Source organism: Amycolatopsis acidiphila (genome assembly GCF_021391495.1).
Taxonomy (GTDB): domain Bacteria; phylum Actinomycetota; class Actinomycetes; order Mycobacteriales; family Pseudonocardiaceae; genus Amycolatopsis_E; species Amycolatopsis_E acidiphila.
The window spans coordinates 6,418,179-6,442,461 of record NZ_CP090063.1 but is presented as its reverse complement, the minus strand read 5'-3'; the positions used below and the strand labels follow the sequence as shown (position 1 = coordinate 6,442,461).

The window sequence follows — 24,283 nt, the reverse complement described above, 5'->3', positions numbered from 1 at the left end:
CGGCCATGGACGACCCCCAGGAGCGCGCGGCACACCACGTGCAGTCGCTGGATCGCGGCCTGGCGGTGATCCGTGCGTTCAACGCGGGCGCGCCGGAGCTGACCCTGTCCGATGTGGCCAGGGCGACCGGCCTGACCCGCGCCGCCGCGCGCCGGTTCCTGCTCACGCTCACCGACCTCGGCTACGTCCGCACGGACGGCAAGTACTTCTCGCTGACCGCGCGCGTTCTGGAGCTGGGATATGCGTTCCTGTCGAGCATGACGCTGCCCGAGGTCGCCCAGCCGCACCTCGAAAACCTCTCCGCCGAGGTGCGCGAGTCGAGTTCGGTGTCCGTGCTCGAAGGCACCGACATCGTGTACGTCGCGCGCGTCGCGGTCTCCCGGATCATGACCGTCACGATCAACGTGGGCACGCGCTTTCCCGCCCACGCCACCTCGATGGGGCACGTCCTGCTGGCCGGTCTCGACGATGCCGAGCTGGAGAAGTACTTCGCGGAGGCACGGCTGGACAGGCTGACCTCGCACACCCTCACCGACCCGGACGCGCTGCGAGCCGAGCTCGAGGACGTGCGGACGATTGGCTGGGCGCTGGTGGACCAGGAGCTGGAGGAAGGTCTGCGCTCGGTCGCGGCGCCGATCCGCGACCGGAAGGGCCGCGTGGTCGCCGCGGTGAACGTGTCCACGCACGCCAGCCGCACCACCCGTGACCAGGTGTTCGAGGAGATGCTGCCGCCACTGCTCGCCACCGCGAAGCGCATCGCGGCCGATCTCGCCGTCGCACCGGTTCAGGCCCGTCGTGGCTGACTGCGCGGGCCTGCTGCTCGCCGCCGGGGCAGGCCGCCGGTTCGGCCGTCCGAAGGCACTGGTCGAACTGGACGGAGAGCCCCTGGTGCGCCGCGCGTTGCGGGTGCTGGCCGACGGTGGCTGCGCACCGGTCCGCGTCGTCCTCGGCGCCCAGGCCGAGGATGCGCTGAAGTTGCTTCCCGACCCGTCGCTGGCCGTCTTCGCGGAGGACTGGGAGACCGGCATGGGCGCCTCGCTCCGCGCCGGTCTCCGCGCGCTGCCCGAGGCGGACGCCGTGCTGGTGCACCTGGTCGACCTGCCCAGGGTCGATGCCCGCGTGATCGCCCGGCTCGCCGCGCTGGCCTCGCCTGACGCCGTCGTCCGTGCCGCGTACGACGGCGTACCCGGACATCCGGTACTTTTCGGACGGAAGTGGTGGGCCGAGGTCGCCGACAGCGCCAGTGGGGACCGCGGTGCCCGCGACTGGCTCAGGACCAGGGACGATCTGCGGCTCGTCGAGTGCGCCGACATCGGCAGTGGTTTCGACGTCGACACGCCCGGGGATCTGACCAACTAGGCTGGGGTGCGTGATGGTCAACTCCCCGGAAGAGCTGGCGACGACGCTCGAGACCTCGGGCTACCTCGCCGACGAAGGCGTCGCCACTGCCGCGTTCCTCGCTCTGCGCATGCAGCGTCCGTTGTTCTGCGAAGGCGAACCCGGCACCGGGAAGACCTCGCTCGCGGTCGCGTTGTCGAGGTCGCTGGAGTTGCCGCTTATCCGCCTGCAGTGCCACGAAGGCATCGACGCGGCGCAGGCGCTCTACGAATGGGACTTCCCGCGTCAGCTGCTGCACCTGCGCGCACTCGAGGCGGGCAGCGAGTCCCTCGACGTCGAGGCCGCCGAGCAGTCGCTGTACACCGAGCGCTTCCTGCTCGCCCGGCCGCTGCTGAAAGCGCTCACCACGGCGCCGTGCGTGTTGCTGATCGACGAGATCGACCGCGCGGACGACGAGTTCGAGGCGTTCCTGCTGCAGCTGCTGGACGAGAACGCCGTGACGATCCCGGAGCTCGGCGAGGTGCGGGCCGAGCAGCCGCCGCTGGTCGTGCTCACCTCGAACCGCACCCGCGAGGTGCACGACGCGCTCAAGCGCCGGTGCCTCTACCACTGGCTGGAGCACCCGGACCTCGCGCGCGAGGTCGCGATCCTGCGGCGGCGCCTGCCCGGCGTCGGCGAGCGCCTGGCCACCCAGGTCGCGGTCGCGGTGCGGCGGCTGCGGGAGCTGGAGCTGCTCAAGCCGCCCGGCGTCGCCGAGTCGCTGGACTGGGCGCAGGCCCTGCTGACGCTCGACCGCGACGAGCTGGACGTCGAGACCGCGGCCCGCACGCTCGGCGCCGTGCTGAAGTACACCGAGGACATGGATCGCGTCCGCGCGAAGCTGGACGCGCTGCTCGCCTGAGCCGATGCCGCGCTCCGACCAGGTCGAACGCCGCCGGTCGATGACGGCTGCCTGGTCGCGGTGCACCTGGTCCGGGCCGTCCCCGGCGAGCATCCGGCCTGCCGCGCAACCTTTCGGGTCCACTTCGGACAGCCGCAGCTCCACGGCCGAGCAGCACACGGGAGCGCACGCCGAGACGCCGAGGACCGTCGGTCACTTCGCCGGGATCATGGTCGACGCGGACCTGGTCGACTGGGCGTTCCGGGACGCGGGGCCGGCGGGCGGGCTGACCTTGGTCGGCCGGCCGGTGCTCGAAACGGTCCTGGCGCCCCGACTTCGAGTTCGCCAACGGCAGCCAGCTCGGCGAGACCACAGCCGTGTGATCGTCCTGGACCTGACGGATTCGGCGTCATTTGCGTGGCGTCGTCGCCCGGACAGCTGCAGCTCCACGGCCGAGCAGCACACGGGAGCGCACGCCGAGACGCCGCGACTCAGCCCTCTCGACCTGGTTCGGCTGAGGACTCAGCCGGGCAGCGTCTGTTCCAGCTGCAGGAGGTGCTCGATCAAGGCGGTGGGATGGCCGGGCGCCAGGTGGATCTCGGCCTCGTCGCCGGTGCCGAGCGTGTAGTTGAGATACCGGCCCCAGTCGGTGTCGGCGTAGTGCAGCGGCTGTTCCAGGCGGTGGTACCGGTTGAGCTCGTCGCGGCGGGCCGCGTACAGCTCGCCGGTGCCGGTGACCGGGCGCTGCAGCACGTTCACGAGGTCGCGGATGTCCCAGCTGGGGATGCGATCCTCCCGCCCGGCCTCCTCCAGCTCCGCGACCCGGATCACCAGCGGCCGCCCGCCGCCGGGGCGGACGTCGGGCAGCTCGGCCACCAGCGCGTCGGTGAGGCGGTCGCGGGGGACCGGCTTGAGGGCGATCCCGTCGCCGACCCGGACCGCGACGATGCCCTGAAGTCCGCGCGCCGCAGTGAGAATCCCGTACGTGCGCTGTCCATCGTGGACCCAGCCGTAGTACTCGAGCGAGGCGTTCGTCAGCAGCGGGAGCCAGTCGAGGAACTCGACGTCGAGGCGGCCCCGCCGGTCCAGCAACCCGGCTTCCTGCAGCGTCTCGCGCATCCGCCGGTCGGCGGCGAGCGTCTCCTCGTCAGGGAGCCACATCGGGTCGGGGCGCAGGACGAGATGAAGGCTCCCCATGTTCTCCCGCTCGACCGCGCCCGCGAGCGCGTCGAGTGGCAGGGAGAGATAGTCGCTGCGAACCGCGGGCATGCCTATTCGCCGATGACCGGCGGGGTCGTTCGGACGTCGCTGCCGAAGATCGAGTCGGGGTCGGGTTCGATCAGGTAGTCGGGTCGCTGGTGCTCCTCGTCCTCCTCACCGCGCCCGCGCTGCCCGGCGGCGCCCATCGGCGCGCCGCTCGCGCTCCTGGCGGCACCCCGGCTCGCGGCGGCTTCCTCGGCGGCCGCCGCACTGCCGAGGTTGCCCGCGCCGGTGCTCTTGCCACCACCGAGTCTGTTCTGCCCGAGCCGTTCGTCGGCCGCCGCACCGCCGCCACGCGCGAGCCGGTCGCTCGCGCCGCTTCCGGTGCCGCTGCGTCCACTGCCGCCGCGTCCGGTGCCCTCCTCGTCGCCGCCGTACAGCCGGCCGGCGGCGCTGTTGTTGCGCCCGGGGCCCGAGGTGGAACCGCCGCCCGTGCCGGTCGTGCCGCCGCGCGAGCCGGGGCGCTGCGTGTCGGAGCCGTTGTAGCCGGGCATGCCCGGGAGGTAGCCGCTGGTGCCCGTGCCGCCGGACGTGCCGACTGGCGAGCCCGACAGGTTGGGCGGCGTGGTCACCGGGGTGCCGGTGCCTCCCCCCGTCGGCCCGGCCGAGGTCACGGGCCCGGCGCCGCTCAGCGTGGGCGCCGCACTGACCGGCCCGCCACCCAGCGAACCCCCCACACCCGGCGCGGCGACCGAGGAAGCCTGGGTGGCGTCGCTGTAGCGGGAGCTGATCGAACCGATGCTGCCCACCGTGGGCGGCTTGAGGCCGATGGACGCGGTGTCGGTCGGCAGGATCTTGTAGTCCATCGGGATCTTGCCACGGGTGTCGCCGGTGACCGAGCTGTACTGCTCCATGACGCGGACGTTGTTCTGGTTGGCGGCGTCGGTCTTGGCCACGCCATCCTGGTAGGACTTCAGATCGCCGACGACCATCGACGGGCCGACGATCGGGACCGCGCTCTTTAGCGCCATCGTCCAGCCGCTGGGCTTCTCGGGCGCGGGCGGCACCGGCACGACGCGCGACTTCGACTGCTCGAAGACGTCGGACTGGACCTTCATCGAGGCGTTGGTGACGTCGAGCGGGACGTGCGAGTCGTTGAACGCCTGTGCGAGCGGGTTCGCCCCCGCGTACGCGGCGTCCCCGGAACTCCCCGTCCAGGCGGCGTTCATGCGGGTCTGCAGGTCCTTGATGGCCTGCGCCTCCTGCAGGTACTCGTCGGCGAGCTGCTGGACCGCCTGGGCCGCCGCCTGCAGGGACTGGGAGCTGCCGCCGGTGAAGTTGTTGTAAACGTCGGTCCCGTTCATCCCCATGTCAGGAGCCCCCCTGCAGTTTGCTGATCACCGCAGCCGCGATCTGCTTGGCAGTATCGCACGAATCCTGGGCGCCCGAGTATTGGTCGGTGGCCACCAGGAAAGTCAGGTCGTCCTGAATACCGACCCAAAGCGAGCAGGCGCCGCGAGGACGATCGTCCTGTGTGTCGGCGTAAGCCGCCGGATAACCCGACACGTCGGTTGGTTCGGCGAAGGAGAACAAGCTGCCGTTGAGGCTGAGGATCTTCGCTATTCCACCGTTGTCGGTGCCGCTGCTCGATCGCTGGATCGCAATGTTGATCGTCTTCGCTGAATCGGGCATTATCCACTGGCAGGACGGCCCGCCGGTGACCGCAGTCTGGCTCGTCGTGTTCGGGGTTCCCGGATCTGTATAGCCCAGCTGGGTGATGGTCTGGTCTGGCACGATCGTGCACGGATTTCCGAGGTAGGCACCCGGGTCGAGTGGCTGCGCCACCTTCGGTGCGCCTGTTTGCGATGAAGACGACGACGTATCGGCGGAGGGCGTGCCCGCTGTCTGCTGGGAGCAACCGGCGCAAATCGTCACCGCCGTGAGCAGTCCGGCGAAGCCGAGTATTCGGTTACGGTTCATCGTCTGGTCAGTTCTCCGACTTGCTCTTGAGTGCCGCCACATTGCCCTCTTCGTCGCTGTGCTTCGCGTTCGTCGCGTCGGTAAGTTTCGTGATGTAGTCACCGATGAATGACAGCATCGAATCGTGCTGATTCTTGAGCAGATTCAGGGAATCGCGCGCCTGCTGCAGGTAGCCTTGGCTGTCCTGGTCGTCGGCCAGTTGGGTCAAGCCGGCCATTGCGCTCACGATTTGATTCTTCTTCTGGGTGATACTGGCCCGCCGGTCCTTCCACAGCCCCAGGACGGTGTTCATCTCCTCGACGCTGGGGAACTCGAAGCCGCCTGAACCGCCGGCTTCCGCGACCGGTGCGCCGACCATCCCGTCGGAGCCCCAGACGGTGTAGGCGGCCTGGCTGGCCTCGCCGTTCAGGGCCTGCGCCCAGAATCCGCCATCTGCCTCGAGCACTGCTGCCTCCCCGCTACCGGACGGTGACCGTCTGACGCAGGAGCCTAGCGGACGGTTCCGCCGATCGACGGCACAATGGACTGATGAGCACCGCTGATCCGCTACCCTCCCTGGTCGGTTTCGCGACCGCCCTGCGGGAGGCCGGGGTGGCCGCCGGCCCGCAGCGCGTGCACTCCTACCTCGAGGCCGTGCAGAGCGTTGACCTCACCGACATCAACAACCTCTACTGGGCCGGACGGGTGACGCTGTGCGCCGACCCCGACGACCTTGCCCGTTACGACGACGCGTTCGCCCAGTGGTTCGCCGCCGAGCCGCCCGGGCCGAGGCCCGTGACCGTCGCCAAGGAGAAGCGCGCCCGGATGGCCGCGATGTCCGGCGAGCCCACCGCCGACGGCCAGGGCCAGCAGGAGGCCGACCAGCTGCGCGTCGCCGCCACCGACGCCGAGCTGCTCCGCCAGCGCGACCTCGCCGAGTTGACCGCCGCCGAGCGGAGGCACCTGCGCGAGCTCCTCGCGACGCTCAAGCCCGTGCCGCCGACCCGCAGGTCCCCCCGGCGACGCCCGGCGAAGAAGGGCGAACTGGATCCGGATCGCACGCTCCGCGGGATGCTCGCCGGCGGCGGCGAAGCCGTGAAGCTCGCCCATCGCAAGAAATCCACCCGACCTCGGCGCGTCGTGTTCCTTCTTGACGTCTCCGGCTCCATGAGCCCGTACGCCGACTCGCTCCTGCGCTTCGCGCACGTCGTCGTGCGAAGCTCGCCCGCCAACGTCGAGGTGTTCACGCTCGGCACGCGCCTCACCCGCGTCTCGCGCCAGCTCCGCCAGCGCGACCCCGAGCGCGCGATGCTCGGCGCGGGACAGGCGGTACCGGACTTCGCGGGCGGCACGCGCCTCGGCGAGACGCTGCGCATCTTCCTCGATCGCTGGGGCCAGCGGGGAATTGCCCGGCGTGCCGTCGTCGTTGTGTTCTCCGACGGCTGGGAGCGGGGTGATCCAGGTTTGCTCGGCGAACAGCTGGCCAGAATGCGCCGACTGGCGCACGCTGTCCTTTGGGTGAACCCCCATGCGGGACGCGACGGTTACGCTCCGGTCCAATCGGGCATCGCGGCCGCGCTCCCGCATCTCGATCGCCTGCTGGCCGGGCACAGCCTGGGCACACTGGAACGACTGCTGGTGGAGATACGTAATGCATGACGTACTGGACGAGCTCTACAAGCGCTGGGCCGAGGGCGAGGCCGTCGGTCTCGGCACCGTCGTCGCCACGTTCTCCTCGGCACCCCGCGCGCCCGGCGCCGCGATGCTCGTCGGCGCGGACGGGGAGGTCGTCGGCAGCGTGTCCGGCGGCTGCGTCGAAGGCGCGGTCTACGAGCTGGCCCAGGAGGTCGTGGCCGAGCGCAAGCCCGTGCTGCAGCGCTACGGCGTCAGCGACGACGACGCCTTCGCGGTCGGGCTGACCTGCGGCGGGATCATCGACATCTACGTCGAGCGGGTCGACAGGGAGACGATGCCCGAGCTGCAGGACATCGTCGAATCGGTCCACAAAGGACAACCGGTCGCGGTGGTGACCGTGATCGAGCACGCCGACGCCGGGCGCGTCGGCAAGCACATGATCGTCTGGCCGGAGCACACGAAGGGCACGCTCGGCTCCGCGCGCGTCGACGACGCGGTGGTCGACGACGCGCGCGGGCTGCTCGCGACCGGCCGCACCGGCACGCTGCACTACGGCCTCGAGGGCGAGCGCCGCGGCGAGGGCATGTCGGTGTTCGTGAACACCTTCGAGCCGCCGCCGCGGATGCTGGTGTTCGGGGCGATCGACTTCGCCGCCGCGATGGCGCGGATGGGCGCCTACCTGGGGTTTCAGGTCACGGTCTGTGACGCGCGGCCGGTGTTCGCGACCACGAGCCGCTTCCCGAGCGCGGACGAGGTCGTCGTGGACTGGCCGCATCGCTATCTCAAGGCCGAAGCCGAGGCGGGCCGCATCGACCGGCGCACGGTGGTCGCGGTGCTCACCCACGACCCGAAGTTCGACGTGCCGCTGCTGGAGGTCGCGCTCCGGCTCGACGTGGGCTACGTGGGCGCGATGGGGTCGCGGCGCACGCACGAGGACAGGATGGCGCGGCTGCGCGAGGTCGGCATGAGCGAGGAGGAGCTGTCGCGGCTGTCCTCGCCGATCGGGCTCGACCTCGGGGCACGCACGCCGGAGGAGACGGCGGTGTCGATCGCGGCCGAGGTCATCGCGCTGCGGTGGGGTGGCGGCGGCAAGCGGCTCGCGGAGCTGTCGGGCCGGATTCACGGCTAGTAGTTCCACAGCCGTGTGATCGTTCGCAAAAATTTTGTCGGTCCGTGCACTGTGGATATCCGCAGAATCGGCGAAAAACCTTAGCCGTGAACGCAACTGCGGAAGCGGCCGGAAGTTGTCACCCGGCCAGCACTTGTCCGGCGGCGGCATAAGTAGGAGGCTCCGGTGTGAAGCCGATCACCCCAGCTCCCACCACTGGAGGGCCTCAATGCGTATCACCGTCACTGTCGACGGAACCCAGTATTCCGACGAGGTCGAACCCCGTACGTTGCTCGTTCACTACCTGAGGGAGACACTCGGGAAAGTCGGCACCGTCATCGGCTGCGACACGAGCAACTGCGGTGCGTGCACCGTCCACCTGAACGGGCAGAGCGTGAAGTCCTGCTCGGTACTGGCCGTGCAGGCGGACGGCTGCGAGATCACCACGATCGAAGGACTGGCGCGCGACGGACAGCTGCACCCCGTGCAGCAGGCGTTCCACGACAACCACGCGCTGCAGTGCGGGTTCTGCACGCCGGGCATGATCATGCAGTCGATCGACCTGCTGGCCGACAACCCCGATCCGGACGAGAAGGCCGTCCGCGAGGGGCTGGAAGGCAACCTCTGCCGCTGCACCGGTTACCAGAACATCGTCCGCGCCGTTCGCGACGCCGCGCAGCACATGAGCCCCGGCGCCGGCCCCGAGGCCGAGCGGGTGGACGGCTCCGGCGTGCGCGAGCCGAGCGCGATCGGGGGCGAGTGACGTGACCGCGACGATCGAGCCCGAGGTCGGCAAGGCCCGCAGCCGCAAGGAGGACGCGCGGCTGATCACCGGGCGCACGCGCTGGACCGACAACCTGACGCTGCCGGGCCTGCTGCACCTGGCGATCCTGCGCAGCCCGTTCGCACACGCGAGGATCAACAGCATCGACACGTCCGAGGCGAAGACCAGGCCCGGCGTCATCGCGGTGTACACCGCGACCGATCTCGACCCCGACGGCAGCATCGGCTTGCCGTGCGCCTGGCCGATCACCCCGGACATGAAGAGCCCGCGGCGCCCCGTTCTGGCGGCCGACACGGTCAACTTCGCCGGTGAAGGTGTCGCGGTCGTCGTCGCGCGCAGCAAGGCCGAAGCGACCGACGCGCTCGAAGCGATCGAGGTCGACTACGAGGAACTGCCCGTCGTACTGGGCCTGGAGAACGCGCTCGCCGAAGGTGCGCCGCTGGTGCACGAGGAGCTGGGCACCAACCGCAACGCGCTGTGGGTGTTCGACTCCGGCGAAGCGGGTTCGGGCGGAAACGTCGAAGAGGCCATTTCCGGCGCGGAAGTCGTCGTCAAGCGGCGATTCCGGCAGCAGCGGCTGATCCCGGCGTTCATGGAGCCGCGCTCCTGCATGGTCGACCCGACGGGCGCACAGATCACCATGTGGTCGGCCACCCAGGTACCGCACATCCTCAAGACGATGGCCGCGCTGACCCTCGGCATTCCCGAGCACAAGCTGCGGGTGATCGCCCCGGACGTCGGCGGCGGGTTCGGCGGCAAGCTCGCCGTGATTCCCGAAGAGACGATGTCCCTGTTGGTCGCCCAGAAACTGGGCAAACCGGTGAAGTGGACGGAATCCCGCTCGGAGACGATGCTCGCCGCGCACCACGGCCGCGACCAGGTCCAGGACATCACCATCGCGGCGAACCGCGATGGCACGGTGACCGGGCTCAAGGTCGAGTTGCTCGCCGACATGGGCGCCTACCTCGGCCTGGTGGGGCCAGGCGTGCCGATCCTGGGCGCGTTCATGTTCAACGCGATCTACAAGATTCCCGCCTACCACTTCGCGTGCACCACCGTGTTCACCAACACGACGCTGACCGACGCCTACCGCGGCGCCGGGCGGCCGGAGGCGACGTTCGGCATCGAGCGGATCATGGACGAGCTCGCGGCCGAGCTCGGCATGGAACCGATGGAGCTGCGCAAGAAGAACTGGATCAAGCACGAGGAGTTCCCGTTCACCACGGTCGCCGGGCTGACCTACGACTCGGGCAACTACGAGGCGGCGACCGAGAAGGCCATGCAGCTGTTCGACTACGACGGGCTGCGGCGGGAGCAGAAGGAGCGGCGCGACCGGAACGACCCGGTGCAGCTGGGCATCGGCATCTCGACTTTCACCGAGATGTGCGGCTTGGCCCCGTCGCGGGTGGTCGGCTCGCTCGACTACGGCGCCGGGGGCTGGGAGGCGGCCTCGATCCGGATGCTGGCCACCGGCAAGGTCGAGGTGGTCACCGGGGCTTCCGCACACGGCCAGGGGCACGAGACGGCGTGGAGCCAGATCGTGGCCGACCAGCTGGGCGTGCCGTTCGAGGACGTCGAGGTCCTCCACGGCGACACCCAGTCCTCGGCGAAGGGCCTGGACACCTACGGTTCGCGCTCACTGGTGGTAGGCGGGATCGCGGTGGTCAAGGCCGCGGAGAAGGTCGTGACGAAGGCCCGCACGATCGCCGCGCACCTGATGGAGTGCTCGCCGGACGACCTCGAGTTCGCCCAGGGCAAGTTCACCGTCCGCGGCACCGACAAGTCCACCACCATCCAGGACATCGCGTTCTCGGCGTTCCTGGCGCACAACCTGCCCGACGGCATCGAGCCGACGCTGGACTCGGACGCGGTGTTCGACCCGGAGAACTTCTCGTTCCCGCACGGTACGCACCTGTGCGCGGCCGAGGTGGACACCGAGACAGGGCGGGTGAACCTGCGCTCCTACGTCTGCGTCGACGACATCGGGTCGGTGGTGAACCCGCTGATCGTGGAGGGACAGGTCCACGGCGGGCTCGCGCAGGGCATCGCGCAGGCGCTGTTCGAGGAGGCGGTGTACGACGAGAGCGGCACGCTGACGACGGGCACCTTCGCCGACTACCTGCTGCCCTCGGCGGCGGACCTGCCGAGCTTCACGACCGACCGCACGGAGACGCCGTCGACCACGAACCCGCTGGGCGTCAAGGGCGTCGGCGAGGCGGGCACGATCGCCTCCACCCCGGCGGTCGTCAACGCGGTCGTCGACGCGGTTCGGCACCTGGGTGTCGACGACATCGAGATGCCGTGCTCGCCGATGCGGGTGTGGGCCGCGGTCCATCGCGGCCAGAAGGATGCCGGCGGGCTCGGCAGCGAGGCCGGCGGCGGTTTGGGTTCGATCGACGCTTCTGGAGGTGCCCAGTGATCCCCGCTGCCTTCGACTACGTAGCTCCGTCCACAGTGGACGAAGCGGTCCAGGCGCTGTCGGACGCAGGCGAGGACGCCAAGGTGCTGGCGGGCGGGCAGAGCCTGCTGCCGGTGCTGCGGATGCGGCTGGCCGCGCCCACGACGATCGTCGACCTCGGCAAGATCGCCGAGCTGCGCGGAGTCCGCGAGGACGGGGACGCGCTGGTCATCGGCGCCATGACCACGCACTACGACGTGCAGCGCGATCACCTGATCGCCGAGCACGCAGCGCTGCTGGCCAGGGCGACCGACACGGTGGCCGACCCGCAGGTGCGCCACCGCGGCACGTTCGGCGGTGCGCTCGCGCACGCGGACCCGGCCGGTGACCTGCTGGCCCCGGCACTCGCGCTGGACGCGGAGATGGTCGTCGCCGGCATGGACGGGCGGCGCACGGTGCCCGCGGCCGAGTTCTTCCAGGACTTCTTCACGACGTCGATGACGCCGGCCGAGATCCTGGTCGAGGTCCGGGTGCCCAAGCACACCGGCTGGCGCGCGCACTACGAGAAGTTCAACCGGGTGGCACAGGCCTGGTCGATGGTGGCCGTCGCGGTCACGGTCCGCACCGACGGCGACGCCATCGCCGAAGCGCGGGTCGGGCTGACGAACATGGCCGCCACGCCGGTCCGCGCCAGCGCCGTCGAGCAGGCGCTGGTCGGCCAGCCGGCGACGGCGGAGAACGTCCGCGCCGCGGCCGCGCACGCGGCGGAAGGGACGAACCCGACGGTGGACGGCAACGCCGACATCGAGTACCGGCAGGAACTGGCCCGGGTGCTGACCGGCCGGGCCGTCTCCGCGGCGGTCGCGGGGTAGCTCGCTCGCCCTGAAGGGTGCCCCGACGGCGTAAAGTGCCGTCAGGGTGCCCTTCAGGGCACATCCCGACGACGAAGGGAGGTCAGGCCGTGCGGCTTGACCACGAGTTCACCGTTCCGGCGCCGCCCGCCAAGGTGTGGCAGGCCGTCACCGATCCGGAGAGTGTCGCGCCGTGCATGCCGGGTGCCACGCTGACGAAGGTCGAAGGTGACTCCTTCACCGGCACGGTCAAGGTCAAGCTCGGGCCGATCTCGTTGCTGTACAAGGGCGCAGGCGAGTTCCTGGAGAAGGACGAGGCCGCCCGCAAGATCGTGATCAAGGCCTCCGGGAAGGACTCCCGCGGTGCGGGCACCGCGGCCGCGACCGTCACGGTGACGCTCACCGAGGACGGCGGCCACACCAAGGGGACCGTCGCGACGGACCTGAACGTGACCGGGCGTCCGGCGCAGTTCGGCCGGGGCATGATCTCCGAGGTCGGCGGCAAGATCCTGGACCAGTTCGCGACGAACCTGGCGAACAAGCTGAGCGCATCGGAGGAGCCCGCCCCTGAGGCGGCTGCCCCGCCGGCGGCCGAAGCCGTCGCCGCGACGGGGCAGCCCACCGAGACGAAGCCGAAGCTCGAGGCCGTGAAGCCCGCGGCGCCGAAGGAAGCCGAGGCCATCGACCTGTTCGACCTGGCGGGCACGTCGGTCGCGAAGCGGTTGGCTCCCGTGCTGGCCGGGGTCGCGGGCCTGCTGGCGATCTTGGCGATCTTCCGGGCGATCCGCCGCCGCTGAGCCTGGTTCCGGGAAGCACCGCGCCGGCGCCGCCGTTACATCCACGTGCGAACTGACGTGGTGGTGATCGGTGCGGGGCAGGCCGGGTTGTCGGCGGCGTACCACCTGCGGCGGACCGGCTTCCGCAACAACTCCGGGTTCGTGCTGCTCGACCACGGCAAACGGCCCGGCGGCGCGTGGCAGTACCGGTGGCCGTCGCTGCGGCTGGGCAAGGTGCACGGCATCCACGACCTGCCGGGCATAGCGCTGGGCGACCCCGAACCCGACCGGCCCGCCTCCGACGTCGTGTCCGAGTACTTCGGGCGGTACGAGCGCACCTTCGACCTTCCCGTGCTGCGTCCGGTCGACGTGCTGTCGGTCCGGGACGAGGGCGAGCGGCTGCTCGTCGAGAGTGCCACCGGTTCCTGGTCCGCGCGCGCCCTGATCAACGCGACCGGCACCTGGGACCGCCCGTTCTGGCCGCACTACCCGGGCCAGGAGACCTTCCGCGGCCGCCAGCTGCACACCGCGGACTTCCAGAGCGCCGAGGAGTTCCGCGGCAAGCACGTCGTGGTGGTCGGCGGCGGTACCTCCGGGGTGCAGCTGCTGCTGGAGATCGCCGAGGTCGCGAGCGGCACCACCTGGGTCACCCGGCGCGAGCCGGAGTGGTTCGACCTCGACTTCACCCCGGGCCTCGGGCGCAGGGCGGTCGCGAAGGTCGAGCGCCGGGTCCGCGAGGGGCTGCCGCCCGGCAGCGTGGTGAGCGTGACCGGACTGGTGCGCACGCCCGAGGTCCGCCGGGGGATCGAGCAGGGGATCCTCGACCGCAAGCCGATGTTCGAGCGCCTCACCGGGGACGGCATCGTGTGGCCGGACGGCACCGGGCAGCGTGCCGACGTGATCCTGTGGGCGACCGGCTTCCGCGCCGCGCTCGACCACCTCGCGCCGTTGCACCTGCGGGCGCCGGGCGGCGGCATCCGGATGGCCGGCACCCGGGTGGTCGCCGACCCGCGCCTGCACCTCGTCGGCTACGGCCCGTCCGCCAGCACGATCGGGGCGAACCGCGCCGGACGATCGGCCGTGACCGAGATCCGCCGGCTGCTAGACCGGTAGCGAGAACACGCGCCGTGCGTTGCCTCCGAGGAACAGCTCCCGTGCTTCGGCGCCCAGGCCCAGCTCGTCCAGCCGCCTGAGGCACTGGGCGGGCGTGATCATCGGGTAGTTGCTGCCGAACAACACCCGCGTCCGCCCGCGACCCCGCAGAAACTCCACCAGCTCCGGTGGCAGCCGGTGCACCGCGTACGCCGAGGTGTCCACGTAGAAGTTCGGGTACTTCCGGGCCAGCGAAAGGACTTCCGCCAGCCACGGGTAGCCGACGTGCCCGCCGACGACGACCAGCTGCGGGAAGTCGAGCAGCACCTCGTCCAGGTACGGGATCGGCCGCCCCGGCTCGGACGGGCACAGCGGGCCGGTGTGCCCGATCTGCGTGCAGAACGGCACGTCCTCCTCCACACAGGCGACGTACACCGGGTAGTAGCGCCGGTCGTTGGGCGGCAGGTTCCACAGCCACGGCACGACCCGCACGCCGACGAACCCCAGGTCCCGCACGCAGCGGCGGATCTCGCGCACCGCGCCGACCGGATCGGTGAGATCGACCGTCGCGACGCCGGCGAACCGGTCCGGATGCCTGCCGACCAGCTCCGCGACCTCGTCGTTCGAGATCAGCACGCCGTTCGGGCCGTGCCACGCCGACAGCAGGCCGACGCGCACCCCCGCCTGGTCCATCGCGCCGAGCGTCGCCGGGACCGGCGGCACCACGCGCTCCATGTCCGTCCAGCGCAGCAACGTCTCCAGCCACGGCTGGGCCATGAACCGCTGGTTCGGCTGCTGCATCCAGGCGTCGATGATCTCCTCAGCCACGTGTCTCCCCTTCGCTGGTGAGCAGGGTCCGGGCGGCGCGCGTGACCAGGTCGATCGTGCGGGCCGGCGGTGCTTCGCCCTGTTCGAGATGGCGGCGCAAGGCGCCGTAGGGCAGGTCGACGAGCACGAGCAGGAGCTCGTCGGTCCGGTGGCCGGTCAGCGGTCGCAGCCGGCGCAGCAGCCCCCGCCAGGCCTGTTCGAGGTTCCGGTCGGTCCGCTCGGCGGCCGCCTTGTCCGCGGCCGACCAGTCGCTGTCGCCGAACGCCCGCTTCCCCGCGTACAGCACCTGCGCCTCGTCCGGATGCGCCCGGCACCAGCGGATCACGTGTGCCGTCGCGGCGACGGCGGCCTCGACGGGCGGCTCCTGCCGGAGGATCGGCAGGTAGTCCTCGTGGAAGCGCCCGACGGTGCGCAACCAGGTCGCGGCGAGCAGCGCGGACCGGTCGGCGAAGCGGTGGTAGACCGAGCCGCTGGGAGCGCCTGTCGCGCGGGCGACCGCGGCCATCGTCACACCCCCCGTGCCGGCCGTCGCGAACTGCCGGACGGCCGCGTCGAGCAGGTCGTCCTCACTGTGCCTCGGGGGTCTCCCCACGTATTGGAGATTAGCCTCTAATTAGTGCGCTTGACAGTGCCGGCCAATGGATCAATAGTGGTCCTTTGACGGGATGAACGACTGCGCGGAAGGGTGTGCGGATGAACAGTGCCAGGGGCATGCTCACCGTCGACGAACTCCGCCGGCTGACCGCGGACGGCGTGCTCGACACCGTCCTGGTCGCGATGACCGACATGCAGGGGCGGCTGCAGGGCAAGCGCTGCGCCGCCGAGTACTTCGTCAACGAGGTCGTGCCGCACGCCACCGAGGCCTGCAACTACCTCCTCGCGGTGGACGTCGACATGAACACCGTCGAGGGCTACGAGATGTCGTCCTGGGAGCGCGGGTACGGCGACTTCGTGCTGCGGCCGGACTTCTCCACGTTGCGGCGCGTCCCGTGGCAGGAGGGCACGGCGCTGGTGCTCGCGGACGTCGAGTGGGTCGAGGGCGGCGAGGTACCGGCCTCCCCGCGTCAGGTGCTGCGCCGTCAGCTGGACAGGCTGGCCGAGCGCGGGCTCGCCGCGTTCGTCGGCACCGAGCTGGAGTTCATCGTCTTCGACGACACCTACGAGCAGGCCTGGCGCCGCGGCTACCGCGAGCTGACCCCGGCGAACCAGTACAATGTGGACTACTCGATGCTGGGCACGGCCCGGCTCGAGCCGCTGCTCCGCCGCATCCGCAACGAGATGGGCGCGGCGGGGATGTACGTCGAGTCCGCGAAGGGCGAGTGCAACCCCGGCCAGCAGGAGATCGCGTTCCGCTACACCGATGCACTGTCCACATGCGACAACCACAGCATCTACAAGACCGGGGCGAAGGAGATCGCCGCGCAGGAGGGCAAGAGCCTGACCTTCATGGCGAAGTACAACGAGCGCGAGGGCAACTCCTGCCACATCCACATCAGCCTGCGCTCGGCCGACGGTGCCCCGGTGCTCGCCGGGGACGGGCCGGGCGGCTTCTCGAAGCTGATGGAGCACTTCCTCGCCGGGCAGCTGGCCTGCCTGCGTGAGCTGACCTACTTCCTGGCGCCGAACATCAACTCCTACAAGCGGTTCGTGCCCGGCAGCTTCGCACCGACGGCCGTCGCCTGGGGGACGGACAACCGCACGTGCGCGCTGCGGGTCGTCGGGCACGGGCAGTCGCTGCGGGTGGAGAACCGGGTGCCCGGCGGCGACGTGAACCCCTACCTCGCGGTCGCGGCGCTGATCGCGGCGGGCCTGCACGGGATCGAGAACGAGCTGCCGCTGGAGCCGGAGTTCACCGGCAACGCCTACGGTTCCGGCAGGCCGACCGTGCCGGCCACCCTGCGGGACGCGGCGCAGCTGCTGGCGGACAGCAAGATCGCCCGGGCCGCGTTCGGCGACGGGGTCGTCGAGCACTACCTCAACGCCGCCCGCGTCGAACTCACCGCGTTCGACGCCGCCGTCACCGACTGGGAGCGCTTCCGTGGCTTCGAACGGCTCTAGGCTGATCGGGATCTCCACCTACGTGGAGAACGCGCGCTGGGGGGTGTGGGACACCACCGCGGCTCTGCTACCGAGGTCCTATGTGGACTCCGTGGTGAAGGCGGGCGGGGTTCCGGTTCTCCTTCCGGCTGTGGGTACGGACACTTCGGCGCTGTCCGCCGTGGACGCTCTGGTGATCGCCGGCGGCGCGGACGTCGACCCCGCCCGGTACGGGCAGGAGGCGCACGAGACGTCGGTGTCCCGCCCGGAGCGGGACGAGTTCGAGTTCGCCCTGGTGCACGACGCCGTCGCGCGCGGGCTGCCGGTGCTGGGGGTGTGCCGCGGCATGCAGGTGCTCAACGTGGCTTTTGGTGGCACGCTGACCCAGCACCTGCCCGAGGTCGTCGGGCATCACGAGCACCAGCCCTCGCCCGCGGTGTACGGGCACAACCGGATCACCCTCGCCGAGGGCAGTCGCGCAGCGGGAATCCTCGGTGCGGAAGCGAAAGGGCAGTGCTACCACCACCAGGCGGTGGACGCGCTCGGCGGCGATCTGCGGGCGGTCGGCTGGGCGGCCGACGGCACCGTCGAGGCCGTGGAGGTGCCCGGGGAGCGGTTCGTGCTGGGCGTGCAGTGGCACCCGGAGCAGGACACCGAGGACGTGCGGCTGTTCGCGGCACTGGTGGAGGCGGCCGGATGGTCTGCGATCGGCACACACCGGCCATGCGACCAGCCCGGGTGGGGGTGCCCCGCAACACACAGGAGGCCACATGGACGTGATCAACCCGGCGACCGAGGAGGTCGTCCGGTCGGTGGAGCCGACGTCGCTGGAGGAGACCGACGCGGCGATCGCGCGGGCGCAGGCGGCGCTGCCCGGCTGGCGTGCGGTCGCGCCGGGCGACCGGGCGCGGCTGCTGCGGCGGTTCGCCGACGCGGTCGACGCCGATATCGAGCACCTCGCGCAGTTGGAGGTGACCAACTCCGGCCACACGATCGGTAACGCCCGATGGGAGGCCGGCAACGTCCGTGACGTGCTGCACTTCTACGCGGCCGCGCCGGAACGCTTGCACGGCAAGCAGATTCCGGTGCCCGGCGGGGTGAACGTGACGTTCCACGAGCCGCTGGGCGTCGTCGGGATCATCGTTCCCTGGAACTTCCCGATGCCGATCGCGGGCTGGGGCTTCGCGCCCGCGCTGGCGGCGGGGAACACCGTCGTGCTCAAACCGGCCGAGCTGACCCCGCTGACCGCGCTGCGGCTCGCCGAGCTGGCGCGGGAGGCGGGTGTCCCGGAGGGTGTCTTCCAGGTGCTGCCGGGCGCGGGTGCGGTGGTGGGTCAGCGGTTCGTCACGCATCCGGCCGTGCGGAAGGTCGTTTTCACCGGCTCGACCGCGGTCGGCAAGCAGATCATGGCGGGCTGTGCCGGGCAGGTGAAGCGCGTCACGCTGGAGCTCGGCGGGAAGAACGCGAACATCGTCTTCGCCGACGCGGACCTGGAGAAGGCCGCCGCGACGGCGCCCTACGGGGTGTTCGACAACGCCGGTCAGGACTGCTGCGCCCGGTCCCGGATCCTCGTGCAGGCGGACGTCTACGACAAGTTCATGGAGCTGCTTGAACCGGCCGTCAAAGGCGTGGTCGTCGGCGACCCGGCCGCCGAGGGCACCGAGATGGGCCCGCTCATCTCCGCGCAGCACAGAGAACGTGTGACGTCCTACGTCTCACGTGATACCCCCGTTGCCTTCCGCGGAAGTGCGCCGGAGGGGCCGGGGTTCTGGTTCCCGCCGACGGTGGTCACCCCGCGTTCACCGACGGATCCGCTGGTCACCGAGGAGATCTTCGGACCGGTGGTCGCTGTGGTGCCGTTCACCGACGAGGCGGCGGCGATCGGGCTGGCCAACGACACCGAGTACGGACTGTCCGGGTCGATCTGGACATCCGACGTTGGACGAGCACTGCGGGTGTCGCGAGCGGTCGAGGCCGGAAACCTCTCGGTGAACTCGCACTCGTCGGTGCGCTACTGGACGCCGTTCGGCGGGTTCAAGCAGTCCGGCCTGGGCCGGGAGCTGGGACCCGACGCGCTGGAGTCCTTCACCGAGCTCAAGAACGTCTTCATCAGCACGGAGGAATAATGCAGCGGTTCGAGGGGCGCGTCGCCGTGATCACCGGCGGCGGGAGCGGGATCGGGCTGGCCACGGCCCGGCGCCTGGCGGGCGAGGGCGCGAAGATCGTCATCGCGGACGTGGACGCGGCGAGCGGCAAGGCCGCCGCGGACGAGGTGGACGGCGAGTTCGTCGCGGCCGACGTCACCAGCGAGTCCCAGGTCGAGGCGCTGTTCCGGACCACTGTGGACAGGTTCGGCTCGGTCGACGTCGCGTTCAACAACGCCGGGATCTCCCCGCCGGAGGACGACTCGATCCTGACCACCGGGCTCGACGCGTGGAAGAAGGTGCAGGAGGTCAACCTGACCTCGGTGTACCTGTGCTGCAAGTACGCGATCCCGCACATGCAGCGCCAGGGCAAGGGCTCGATCGTGAACACGGCGTCGTTCGTGGCGGTGATGGGCGCGGCGACCTCGCAGATCTCGTACACCGCGTCGAAGGGCGGCGTGCTGTCGATGACGCGTGAGCTGGGCGTGCAGTTCGCGCGGGAGGGCATCCGGGTGAACGCGCTGTGCCCGGGTCCGGTCAACACGCCGCTGCTGCAGGAGCTGTTCGCGAAGGACCCGGAGCGCGCGGCGCGCCGGCTGGTGCACGTCCCGATGGGCCGCTTCGCCGACCCGACGGAGATCGCGGCGGCGGTGGCCTTCCTGGCGAGCGATGACGCGTCCTTCATCACCGCCGCGCAGTTCCTGGTGGACGGCGGCATCAGCGGCGCGTATGTGACGCCGATTTAGGGGTGGGGTGCGGGGGCGCGGCCTGGCGCGCGTAGCGCGGCGGGCTGGGCGCGGGTGGTTGGGGTACGCCCGTCCCACCCCGATCGCGGAGTGTTCAACGGTCGGCACGCCGGGTCAAGGCGGGAAAGATGCCTTGACCCGGCGTGCCGACCGCTGGAGGACGCGGGGATCGGGGTAAGGGAGCGGGCTGGGCGCGGGCATTTCGGCTGCCGTTGCCGGGTTCGCCTTCGCGCGGTGGTCGGGCGGTGCCGGATCGCCATGGGGTGGGGGTTGGGTGTTGTCGGATCGCCGTGCCCCGCCGACACCCCTGATCAAGGGGGCCGCATGACTGCCACGGGCGTCGCCCGGCTGTAGACTGACGCGGAACACACACAACTGAACATCGGCCGATATGAGCCGGAGCGGGAGAGCCCCCGTGGAAACGGGGCACCGAAGGAGCAACTTCCCCGCCAATCTCTCAGGTACCAGTTACCGCTCGGGCCAGGCCACTCTGGAAAGCAGGCGCGACGTCGCGTCTCACCCAAGGTGAAAGCCGCGCCCGCGGTGAAACTCTCAGGTGCCAATGACAGAGGGGGAGTTCCCGCAGCCGCTGAATGAGGAGCTCCCGATGTCCACCTTCGCCGATCGTCATATCGGTCCATCCGAGCACGAGCAGGCCAAGATGCTCGCCGAATGCGGGTACGGGAGCCTGGACGCCCTGGTCGAGGCCGCCGTCCCCGCCGCGATCCGCAACTCCCGTGAGCTGGACCTCCTGCCGCCCGCCGGCGAGCAGGAAGCGACCGCCGAGCTCCGCGCCCTCGCCGCGAAGAACCGGCCCATGACGCAGATGATCGGCCTCGGCTTCAGCGACACGATCACCCCGCCGGTCATCCGCCGCAACGTGCTGGAGAGCCCGGCCTGGTACACGGCGTACACGCCCTACCAGCCGGAGATCTCGCAGGGCCGCCTCGAAGCGCTCCTCAACTTCCAGACCATGGTCTCCACCCTCACCGGCCTCGACACGGCCAACGCCTCGCTGCTCGACGAGTCGACCGCCGTCGCCGAGGCCGTCATGTTGATGCGCCGCCAGTCGAAGGCCAAGTCCTCCCGCGTCGTCCTGGACGCCGAATGCCTGCCTCAGACCATCGCCGTCGTGCGGACCCGCGCCGAGGCCGTCGGCATCGAGGTCGAGGTACGGGACCTGCAGACCGGCCTGCCGGACGAGTTCTTCGGCGTCGTCGTGCAGTATCCGGGCGCCTCCGGAGTGTTACGGGGCAAGGGTTTCTACGAGGCGATCGGCACCGTCACGAAGGACGCCGGCGCGCTGTACACCGTCGCCGCGGACCTGCTGGCCCTCACCCTGGTCACCGCGCCCGGGGAGTTCGGAGCGGACATCACGGCGGGGACCACGCAGCGTTTCGGCGTTCCGCTGGGCTACGGCGGGCCGCACGCCGGTTACCTCGCCGTGCGCAAGGGGCTGGAGCGGTCGCTGCCCGGCCGGCTCGTCGGCGTCTCGCTCGACGCGGACGGCAACCCCGCGTACCGGCTCGCGCTGCAGACCCGCGAGCAGCACATCCGCCGGGAGAAGGCGACCTCCAACATCTGCACCGCCCAGGTGCTGCCCGCGGTGCTCGCCGCGATGTACGCGGTGTACCACGGCCCCGACGGCCTCAAAGCCATCGCGGAGCGGGTGCACGGGCTGGCCACCGGACTCGCCGCCGCGCTGCGCGAAGGCGGCGTCGGGATCGTGCACGAGAGCTTCTTCGACACCGTGCTCGCCCGCGTCCCCGGCCGGGCGCAGCAGGTGATCGCCGACGCGCGCAGGTTCGGCATCAACCTCGGGCACGCCGATGCCGACCACGTGCGCATCGCGTGCGACGAAGTCACCACTGTGGACACGCTGCGCCGCGTGCTGCTGGCCTTCGACCTCGAAGCCCACGCCGAGCCCGGTGCCACGGCCCTGCCGGCGGGTCTCGCGCGTGAGAGCGAGTACCTGACGCACGAGGTGTTCCACACCCACCGCTCCGAAACCTCCATGCTGCGCTACCTGCGCCGACTGTCCGATCTGGACTACGCGCTCGACCGCGGGATGATCCCGCTCGGCTCGTGCACCATGAAGCTCAACGCCACCGCCGAGATGGAGCCGATCAGCTGGCCCGAGTTCGCCGGCCTGCACCCGTTCGCCCCGGCCGAGGACGCCGCGGGCTACCGCGAGCTGATCGACCAGCTGTGCGGCTGGCTCGCCGAGGTCACCGGCTACGACAAGGTCTCGCTCCAGCCGAACGCTGGTTCGCAGGGCGAGTTCGCCGGCCTGCTCGCGATCCGCGCGTACCACAAGGCCAATGGGAACCCCGAGCGTGACGTCTGCCTGATCCCGTCGTCCGCGCACGGCACGAACGCCGCGTCCGCCGTGCTCGCCGGGATGCGCGTGGTGGTCGTCGCCTGCCGGACCAACGGCGACGTCGACCTCGAAGACCTGCGGGCCAAAGTGGACACCCACCGCGAGACGCTGGCCGCGATCATGGTCACCTACCCGTCCACGCACGGGGTGTACGAGAACGGGATCGGCGAGATCGCGCGTCTCGTGCACGACGCGGGCGGCCAGGTCTACGTGGACGGCGCGAACCTCAACGCGCTGCTCGGGCTGGCCAAGCCCGGCGAGTTCGGCGGCGACGTGTCGCACCTGAACCTGCACAAGACCTTCTGCATCCCGCACGGCGGCGGTGGTCCCGGCGTCGGCCCGGTCGCGGTGCGCGCGCACCTCGCGCCGTACCTGCCCGGCCACCCCGAACTGGCCGGGGAGTCCGGTGTGGGCCCGGTCTCGGCCGCGCCGTACGGGTCCGCGTCGATCCTGCCGATCTCGTGGGCGTACGTGCGGATGATGGGCGCGGCCGGGCTCACCAGCGCGACCAAGGTCGCCGTGCTCGCCGCGAACTACGTCGCCGCGCGCCTGTCCCCGCACTACCCGGTGCTCTACACCGGCCGCGACGGCCTAGTCGCGCACGAGTGCATCCTCGACCTGCGGGCGCTGACCAAGCGCACCGGCGTCACGGTCGACGACGTCGCGAAACGGTTGGTGGACTACGGTTTCCACGCACCGACGATGTCGTTCCCGGTCGCCGGCACGCTCATGGTGGAGCCCACCGAGAGCGAGGACGTCGCCGAGATCGACCGGTTCTGCGACGCGATGATCGCGATCCGCCACGAGATCGAGGAGGTCGCGGACGGGCGCTGGGCGATCGAGCAGAGCCCGCTGCGTAACGCCCCGCACACCGCGGAGACCCTGACCACCGAGTGGGACCTGCCGTACGACCGCAAGGTCGCGGTCTACCCGGCCGGGGTCTCCCCGAAGGGCAAGTACTGGCCGCCCGTCCGCCGGATCGACGGCGCCTACGGCGACCGCAACCTCGTCTGCTCGTGCCCGCCGATCGAAGCCTACGGGAGCTGATCATGCACACCGCGCTCTACGGCGTCCACGAAGGACTTAATGCGCTGTTCACCGACTTCGCCGGCTGGGAGATGCCGGTGCGGTACTCGAGCGAGCTCGCCGAGCACCGCGCCGTGCGCGAGGCCGCGGGCCTGTTCGACCTCTCGCACATGGGCGAGATCGAGCTGACCGGCCCGCAGGCCGCGGAGGCGCTCGACCACGCGCTGGTCGGCAACCTGTCCGCGGTGCAGGTCGGCCGCGCCCGGTACACGATGATCTGCGCGGAAGACGGGGGCGTGCTCGACGACCTCGTCGTCTACCGGCCGGCCGAGGAGAAGTTCCTCGTCGTCGCCAACGCGGGTAACGCCCCGCTCGTCGCGGCCGAACTGAAGTCGCGGGCGGCCAGGTTCGACGCAGCGGTCGAGGACCGTTCCGCCGACACCGCACTGATCGCCGTGCAGGGCCCGAATTCGGCGGCGATCGTGGGCTCGGTGACGGACGCGGACCTGAGCGAGCTGAAGTACTACGCGAGCATGCCCGCGACAGTGCGCGGTCACGACGTGCTGCTCGCCCGCACCGGCTACACCGGCGAGGACGGCTTCGAGTTGTACGTCCCGGCGGCCGAGGCCGTCGACGTCTGGCAGGTGCTGACCGTCGCCGGCGAACCGCACGGGCTGCTGCCGGCCGGGCTCGCCTGCCGCGACACCCTGCGCCTCGAGGCGGGAATGCCGTTGTACGGCAACGAACTCAGCGCCGGGCGGTCGCCGTTCGACGCCGGGCTCGGCCGGGTCGTGAAGTTCGAGAAGCCGGACTTCGTGGGCAAAGCCGCGCTGGCGGGCCGCCGCGAAACGGCGCAGGTGCTGGTGGGCCTGCGGGGTTCGGGCCGTCGCGCGCCGCGGCACGGGTACCGGGTGCTCGACGGTTCGCGCGAGGTCGGCGAGGTGACCAGTGGTGCGCTGTCGCCGACGCTGGGCTACCCGATCGGAATGGCCTACGTGCCGAAGGAGCTGAGCGAGCCGGGCACCGGCCTGTCGGTCGACATCCGGGGCCGGGTGGAACCGGTCGAAGTCGTCGCGACGCCTTTCTACAAGCGCGCCTGAG

21 protein-coding genes, 1 pseudogene and 2 riboswitches are annotated in these 24,283 nt (G+C 70.7%); of the genes and pseudogenes, 16 read left to right on the top strand and 6 right to left on the bottom strand.

The window, feature by feature from the left end; translation table 11 throughout:
- The first annotated feature begins 5 nt into the window (after positions 1–5).
- From LWP59_RS31525 to LWP59_RS31515, 3 genes are read left to right on the top strand one after another with little or no spacing between them, the layout of a single operon-like run.
- A complete protein-coding gene (locus LWP59_RS31525; RefSeq protein ID WP_144636450.1) occupies positions 6–803 on the top strand; it encodes an IclR family transcriptional regulator in 798 nt (265 codons plus the stop codon).
- On the top strand, positions 796–1,359 hold the full coding sequence (locus LWP59_RS31520) for a nucleotidyltransferase family protein (RefSeq protein WP_144636448.1): 564 nt from the start codon (positions 796–798) through the stop codon (positions 1,357–1,359). The genes LWP59_RS31525 and LWP59_RS31520 overlap by 8 nt, the downstream gene beginning before the upstream one ends.
- 13 nt (positions 1,360–1,372) lie before the next feature.
- Positions 1,373–2,239: an AAA family ATPase gene (locus tag LWP59_RS31515; protein WP_144636661.1), complete on the top strand. Its 867-nt coding sequence runs from the start codon at positions 1,373–1,375 to the stop codon at positions 2,237–2,239.
- 501 nt (positions 2,240–2,740) lie between these two features.
- Here LWP59_RS31515 and LWP59_RS31510 read toward each other — a convergent pair.
- Genes LWP59_RS31510 through LWP59_RS31495 form a run of 4 tightly spaced genes read right to left on the bottom strand, consistent with a single transcriptional unit; the run spans position 2,741 to position 5,843 of the window.
- The gene (locus LWP59_RS31510) at positions 2,741–3,487 is read right to left on the bottom strand and encodes an ESX secretion-associated protein EspG (protein WP_144636446.1); all 747 of its coding nucleotides are present in this window, start codon (positions 3,485–3,487) and stop codon (positions 2,741–2,743) included.
- 2 nt (positions 3,488–3,489) lie between these two features.
- A complete protein-coding gene (locus LWP59_RS31505) occupies positions 3,490–4,782 on the bottom strand; it encodes a PPE domain-containing protein (protein WP_186383161.1) in 1,293 nt (430 codons plus the stop codon).
- A gap of 7 nt (positions 4,783–4,789) precedes the next feature.
- Positions 4,790–5,398 carry a DUF3558 domain-containing protein gene (locus LWP59_RS31500; RefSeq protein ID WP_186383160.1) on the bottom strand — a complete coding sequence of 203 codons (609 nt, stop codon included), beginning with the start codon at positions 5,396–5,398 and terminating at the stop codon, positions 4,790–4,792.
- Between the two features lie 7 nt (positions 5,399–5,405).
- Positions 5,406–5,843, bottom strand: a complete 438-nt coding sequence (locus LWP59_RS31495; protein ID WP_144636440.1) for a hypothetical protein — start codon at positions 5,841–5,843, stop codon at positions 5,406–5,408.
- Positions 5,844–5,926: 83 nt separating this feature from the next.
- Between LWP59_RS31495 and LWP59_RS31490 the strand changes: the two genes are divergently transcribed.
- The 7 genes from LWP59_RS31490 to LWP59_RS31460 all read left to right on the top strand — a co-directional run bounded on the left by LWP59_RS31490 (position 5,927) and on the right by LWP59_RS31460 (position 14,042).
- Complete coding sequence (locus LWP59_RS31490) at positions 5,927–7,036, top strand: vWA domain-containing protein (protein WP_144636438.1); 1,110 nt, start codon at positions 5,927–5,929, stop codon at positions 7,034–7,036.
- The gene (locus tag LWP59_RS31485; RefSeq protein ID WP_144636436.1) at positions 7,029–8,141 is read left to right on the top strand and encodes an XdhC family protein; all 1,113 of its coding nucleotides are present in this window, start codon (positions 7,029–7,031) and stop codon (positions 8,139–8,141) included. The genes LWP59_RS31490 and LWP59_RS31485 overlap by 8 nt, the downstream gene beginning before the upstream one ends.
- A 208-nt stretch (positions 8,142–8,349) precedes the next feature.
- Positions 8,350–8,883, top strand: coding sequence for a (2Fe-2S)-binding protein (locus tag LWP59_RS31480; protein ID WP_144636434.1), 534 nt, complete (start codon positions 8,350–8,352; stop codon positions 8,881–8,883).
- Between the two features lies 1 nt (position 8,884).
- Entirely contained in the window at positions 8,885–11,323 is a 2,439-nt protein-coding gene (locus LWP59_RS31475; protein ID WP_144636432.1) for a xanthine dehydrogenase family protein molybdopterin-binding subunit, read from the top strand.
- Positions 11,320–12,174: an FAD binding domain-containing protein gene (locus LWP59_RS31470; RefSeq protein WP_144636430.1), complete on the top strand. Its 855-nt coding sequence runs from the start codon at positions 11,320–11,322 to the stop codon at positions 12,172–12,174. The genes LWP59_RS31475 and LWP59_RS31470 overlap by 4 nt, the downstream gene beginning before the upstream one ends.
- Positions 12,175–12,263: 89 nt before the next feature.
- Entirely contained in the window at positions 12,264–12,950 is a 687-nt protein-coding gene (locus LWP59_RS31465; RefSeq protein WP_144636429.1) for an SRPBCC family protein, read from the top strand.
- A gap of 39 nt (positions 12,951–12,989) precedes the next feature.
- Positions 12,990–14,042 carry an NAD(P)-binding domain-containing protein gene (locus LWP59_RS31460; protein WP_144636427.1) on the top strand — a complete coding sequence of 351 codons (1,053 nt, stop codon included), beginning with the start codon at positions 12,990–12,992 and terminating at the stop codon, positions 14,040–14,042.
- Here LWP59_RS31460 and LWP59_RS31455 read toward each other — a convergent pair.
- Together LWP59_RS31455 and LWP59_RS31450 are read right to left on the bottom strand one after the other, a co-directional pair.
- Positions 14,031–14,849 (bottom strand): amidohydrolase family protein, encoded by an 819-nt coding sequence (locus LWP59_RS31455; protein WP_229857789.1) that lies wholly within the window; start codon positions 14,847–14,849, stop codon positions 14,031–14,033. The two genes, LWP59_RS31460 and LWP59_RS31455, sit on opposite strands and share 12 nt — an antisense overlap.
- Entirely contained in the window at positions 14,842–15,441 is a 600-nt protein-coding gene (locus LWP59_RS31450) for a TetR/AcrR family transcriptional regulator (RefSeq protein WP_144636424.1), read from the bottom strand. The genes LWP59_RS31455 and LWP59_RS31450 overlap by 8 nt, the downstream gene beginning before the upstream one ends.
- A gap of 101 nt (positions 15,442–15,542) precedes the next feature.
- Here LWP59_RS31450 and LWP59_RS31445 point away from each other — a divergent pair, with 101 nt between their 5' ends.
- From LWP59_RS31445 to gcvT, 6 genes and pseudogenes are all read left to right on the top strand, one after another.
- Entirely contained in the window at positions 15,543–16,907 is a 1,365-nt protein-coding gene (locus LWP59_RS31445) for a glutamine synthetase family protein (protein ID WP_186383159.1), read from the top strand.
- A pseudogene (locus LWP59_RS31440) lies at positions 16,888–17,580 on the top strand (gamma-glutamyl-gamma-aminobutyrate hydrolase family protein); the annotation flags it as partial. The gene LWP59_RS31445 and the pseudogene LWP59_RS31440, both read left to right, overlap by 20 nt.
- A gap of 76 nt (positions 17,581–17,656) precedes the next feature.
- The gene (locus tag LWP59_RS31435; RefSeq protein WP_144636421.1) at positions 17,657–19,012 is read left to right on the top strand and encodes an aldehyde dehydrogenase family protein; all 1,356 of its coding nucleotides are present in this window, start codon (positions 17,657–17,659) and stop codon (positions 19,010–19,012) included.
- Complete coding sequence (locus LWP59_RS31430) at positions 19,009–19,776, top strand: 3-oxoacyl-ACP reductase (RefSeq protein ID WP_144636418.1); 768 nt, start codon at positions 19,009–19,011, stop codon at positions 19,774–19,776. Before LWP59_RS31435 ends, LWP59_RS31430 begins: the two co-directional genes overlap by 4 nt.
- Positions 19,777–20,168: 392 nt before the next feature.
- A riboswitch (glycine riboswitch) is annotated at positions 20,169–20,260 on the top strand.
- A 1-nt stretch (position 20,261) separates the two neighbouring features.
- Positions 20,262–20,352: riboswitch (glycine riboswitch) on the top strand.
- A 31-nt stretch (positions 20,353–20,383) separates the two neighbouring features.
- Positions 20,384–23,203: an aminomethyl-transferring glycine dehydrogenase gene (gcvP, locus tag LWP59_RS31425; protein ID WP_144643834.1), complete on the top strand. Its 2,820-nt coding sequence runs from the start codon at positions 20,384–20,386 to the stop codon at positions 23,201–23,203.
- A gap of 2 nt (positions 23,204–23,205) precedes the next feature.
- On the top strand, positions 23,206–24,282 hold the full coding sequence (gene gcvT / locus LWP59_RS31420; RefSeq protein ID WP_373299636.1) for a glycine cleavage system aminomethyltransferase GcvT: 1,077 nt from the start codon (positions 23,206–23,208) through the stop codon (positions 24,280–24,282).
- Position 24,283 lies beyond the last annotated feature (1 nt).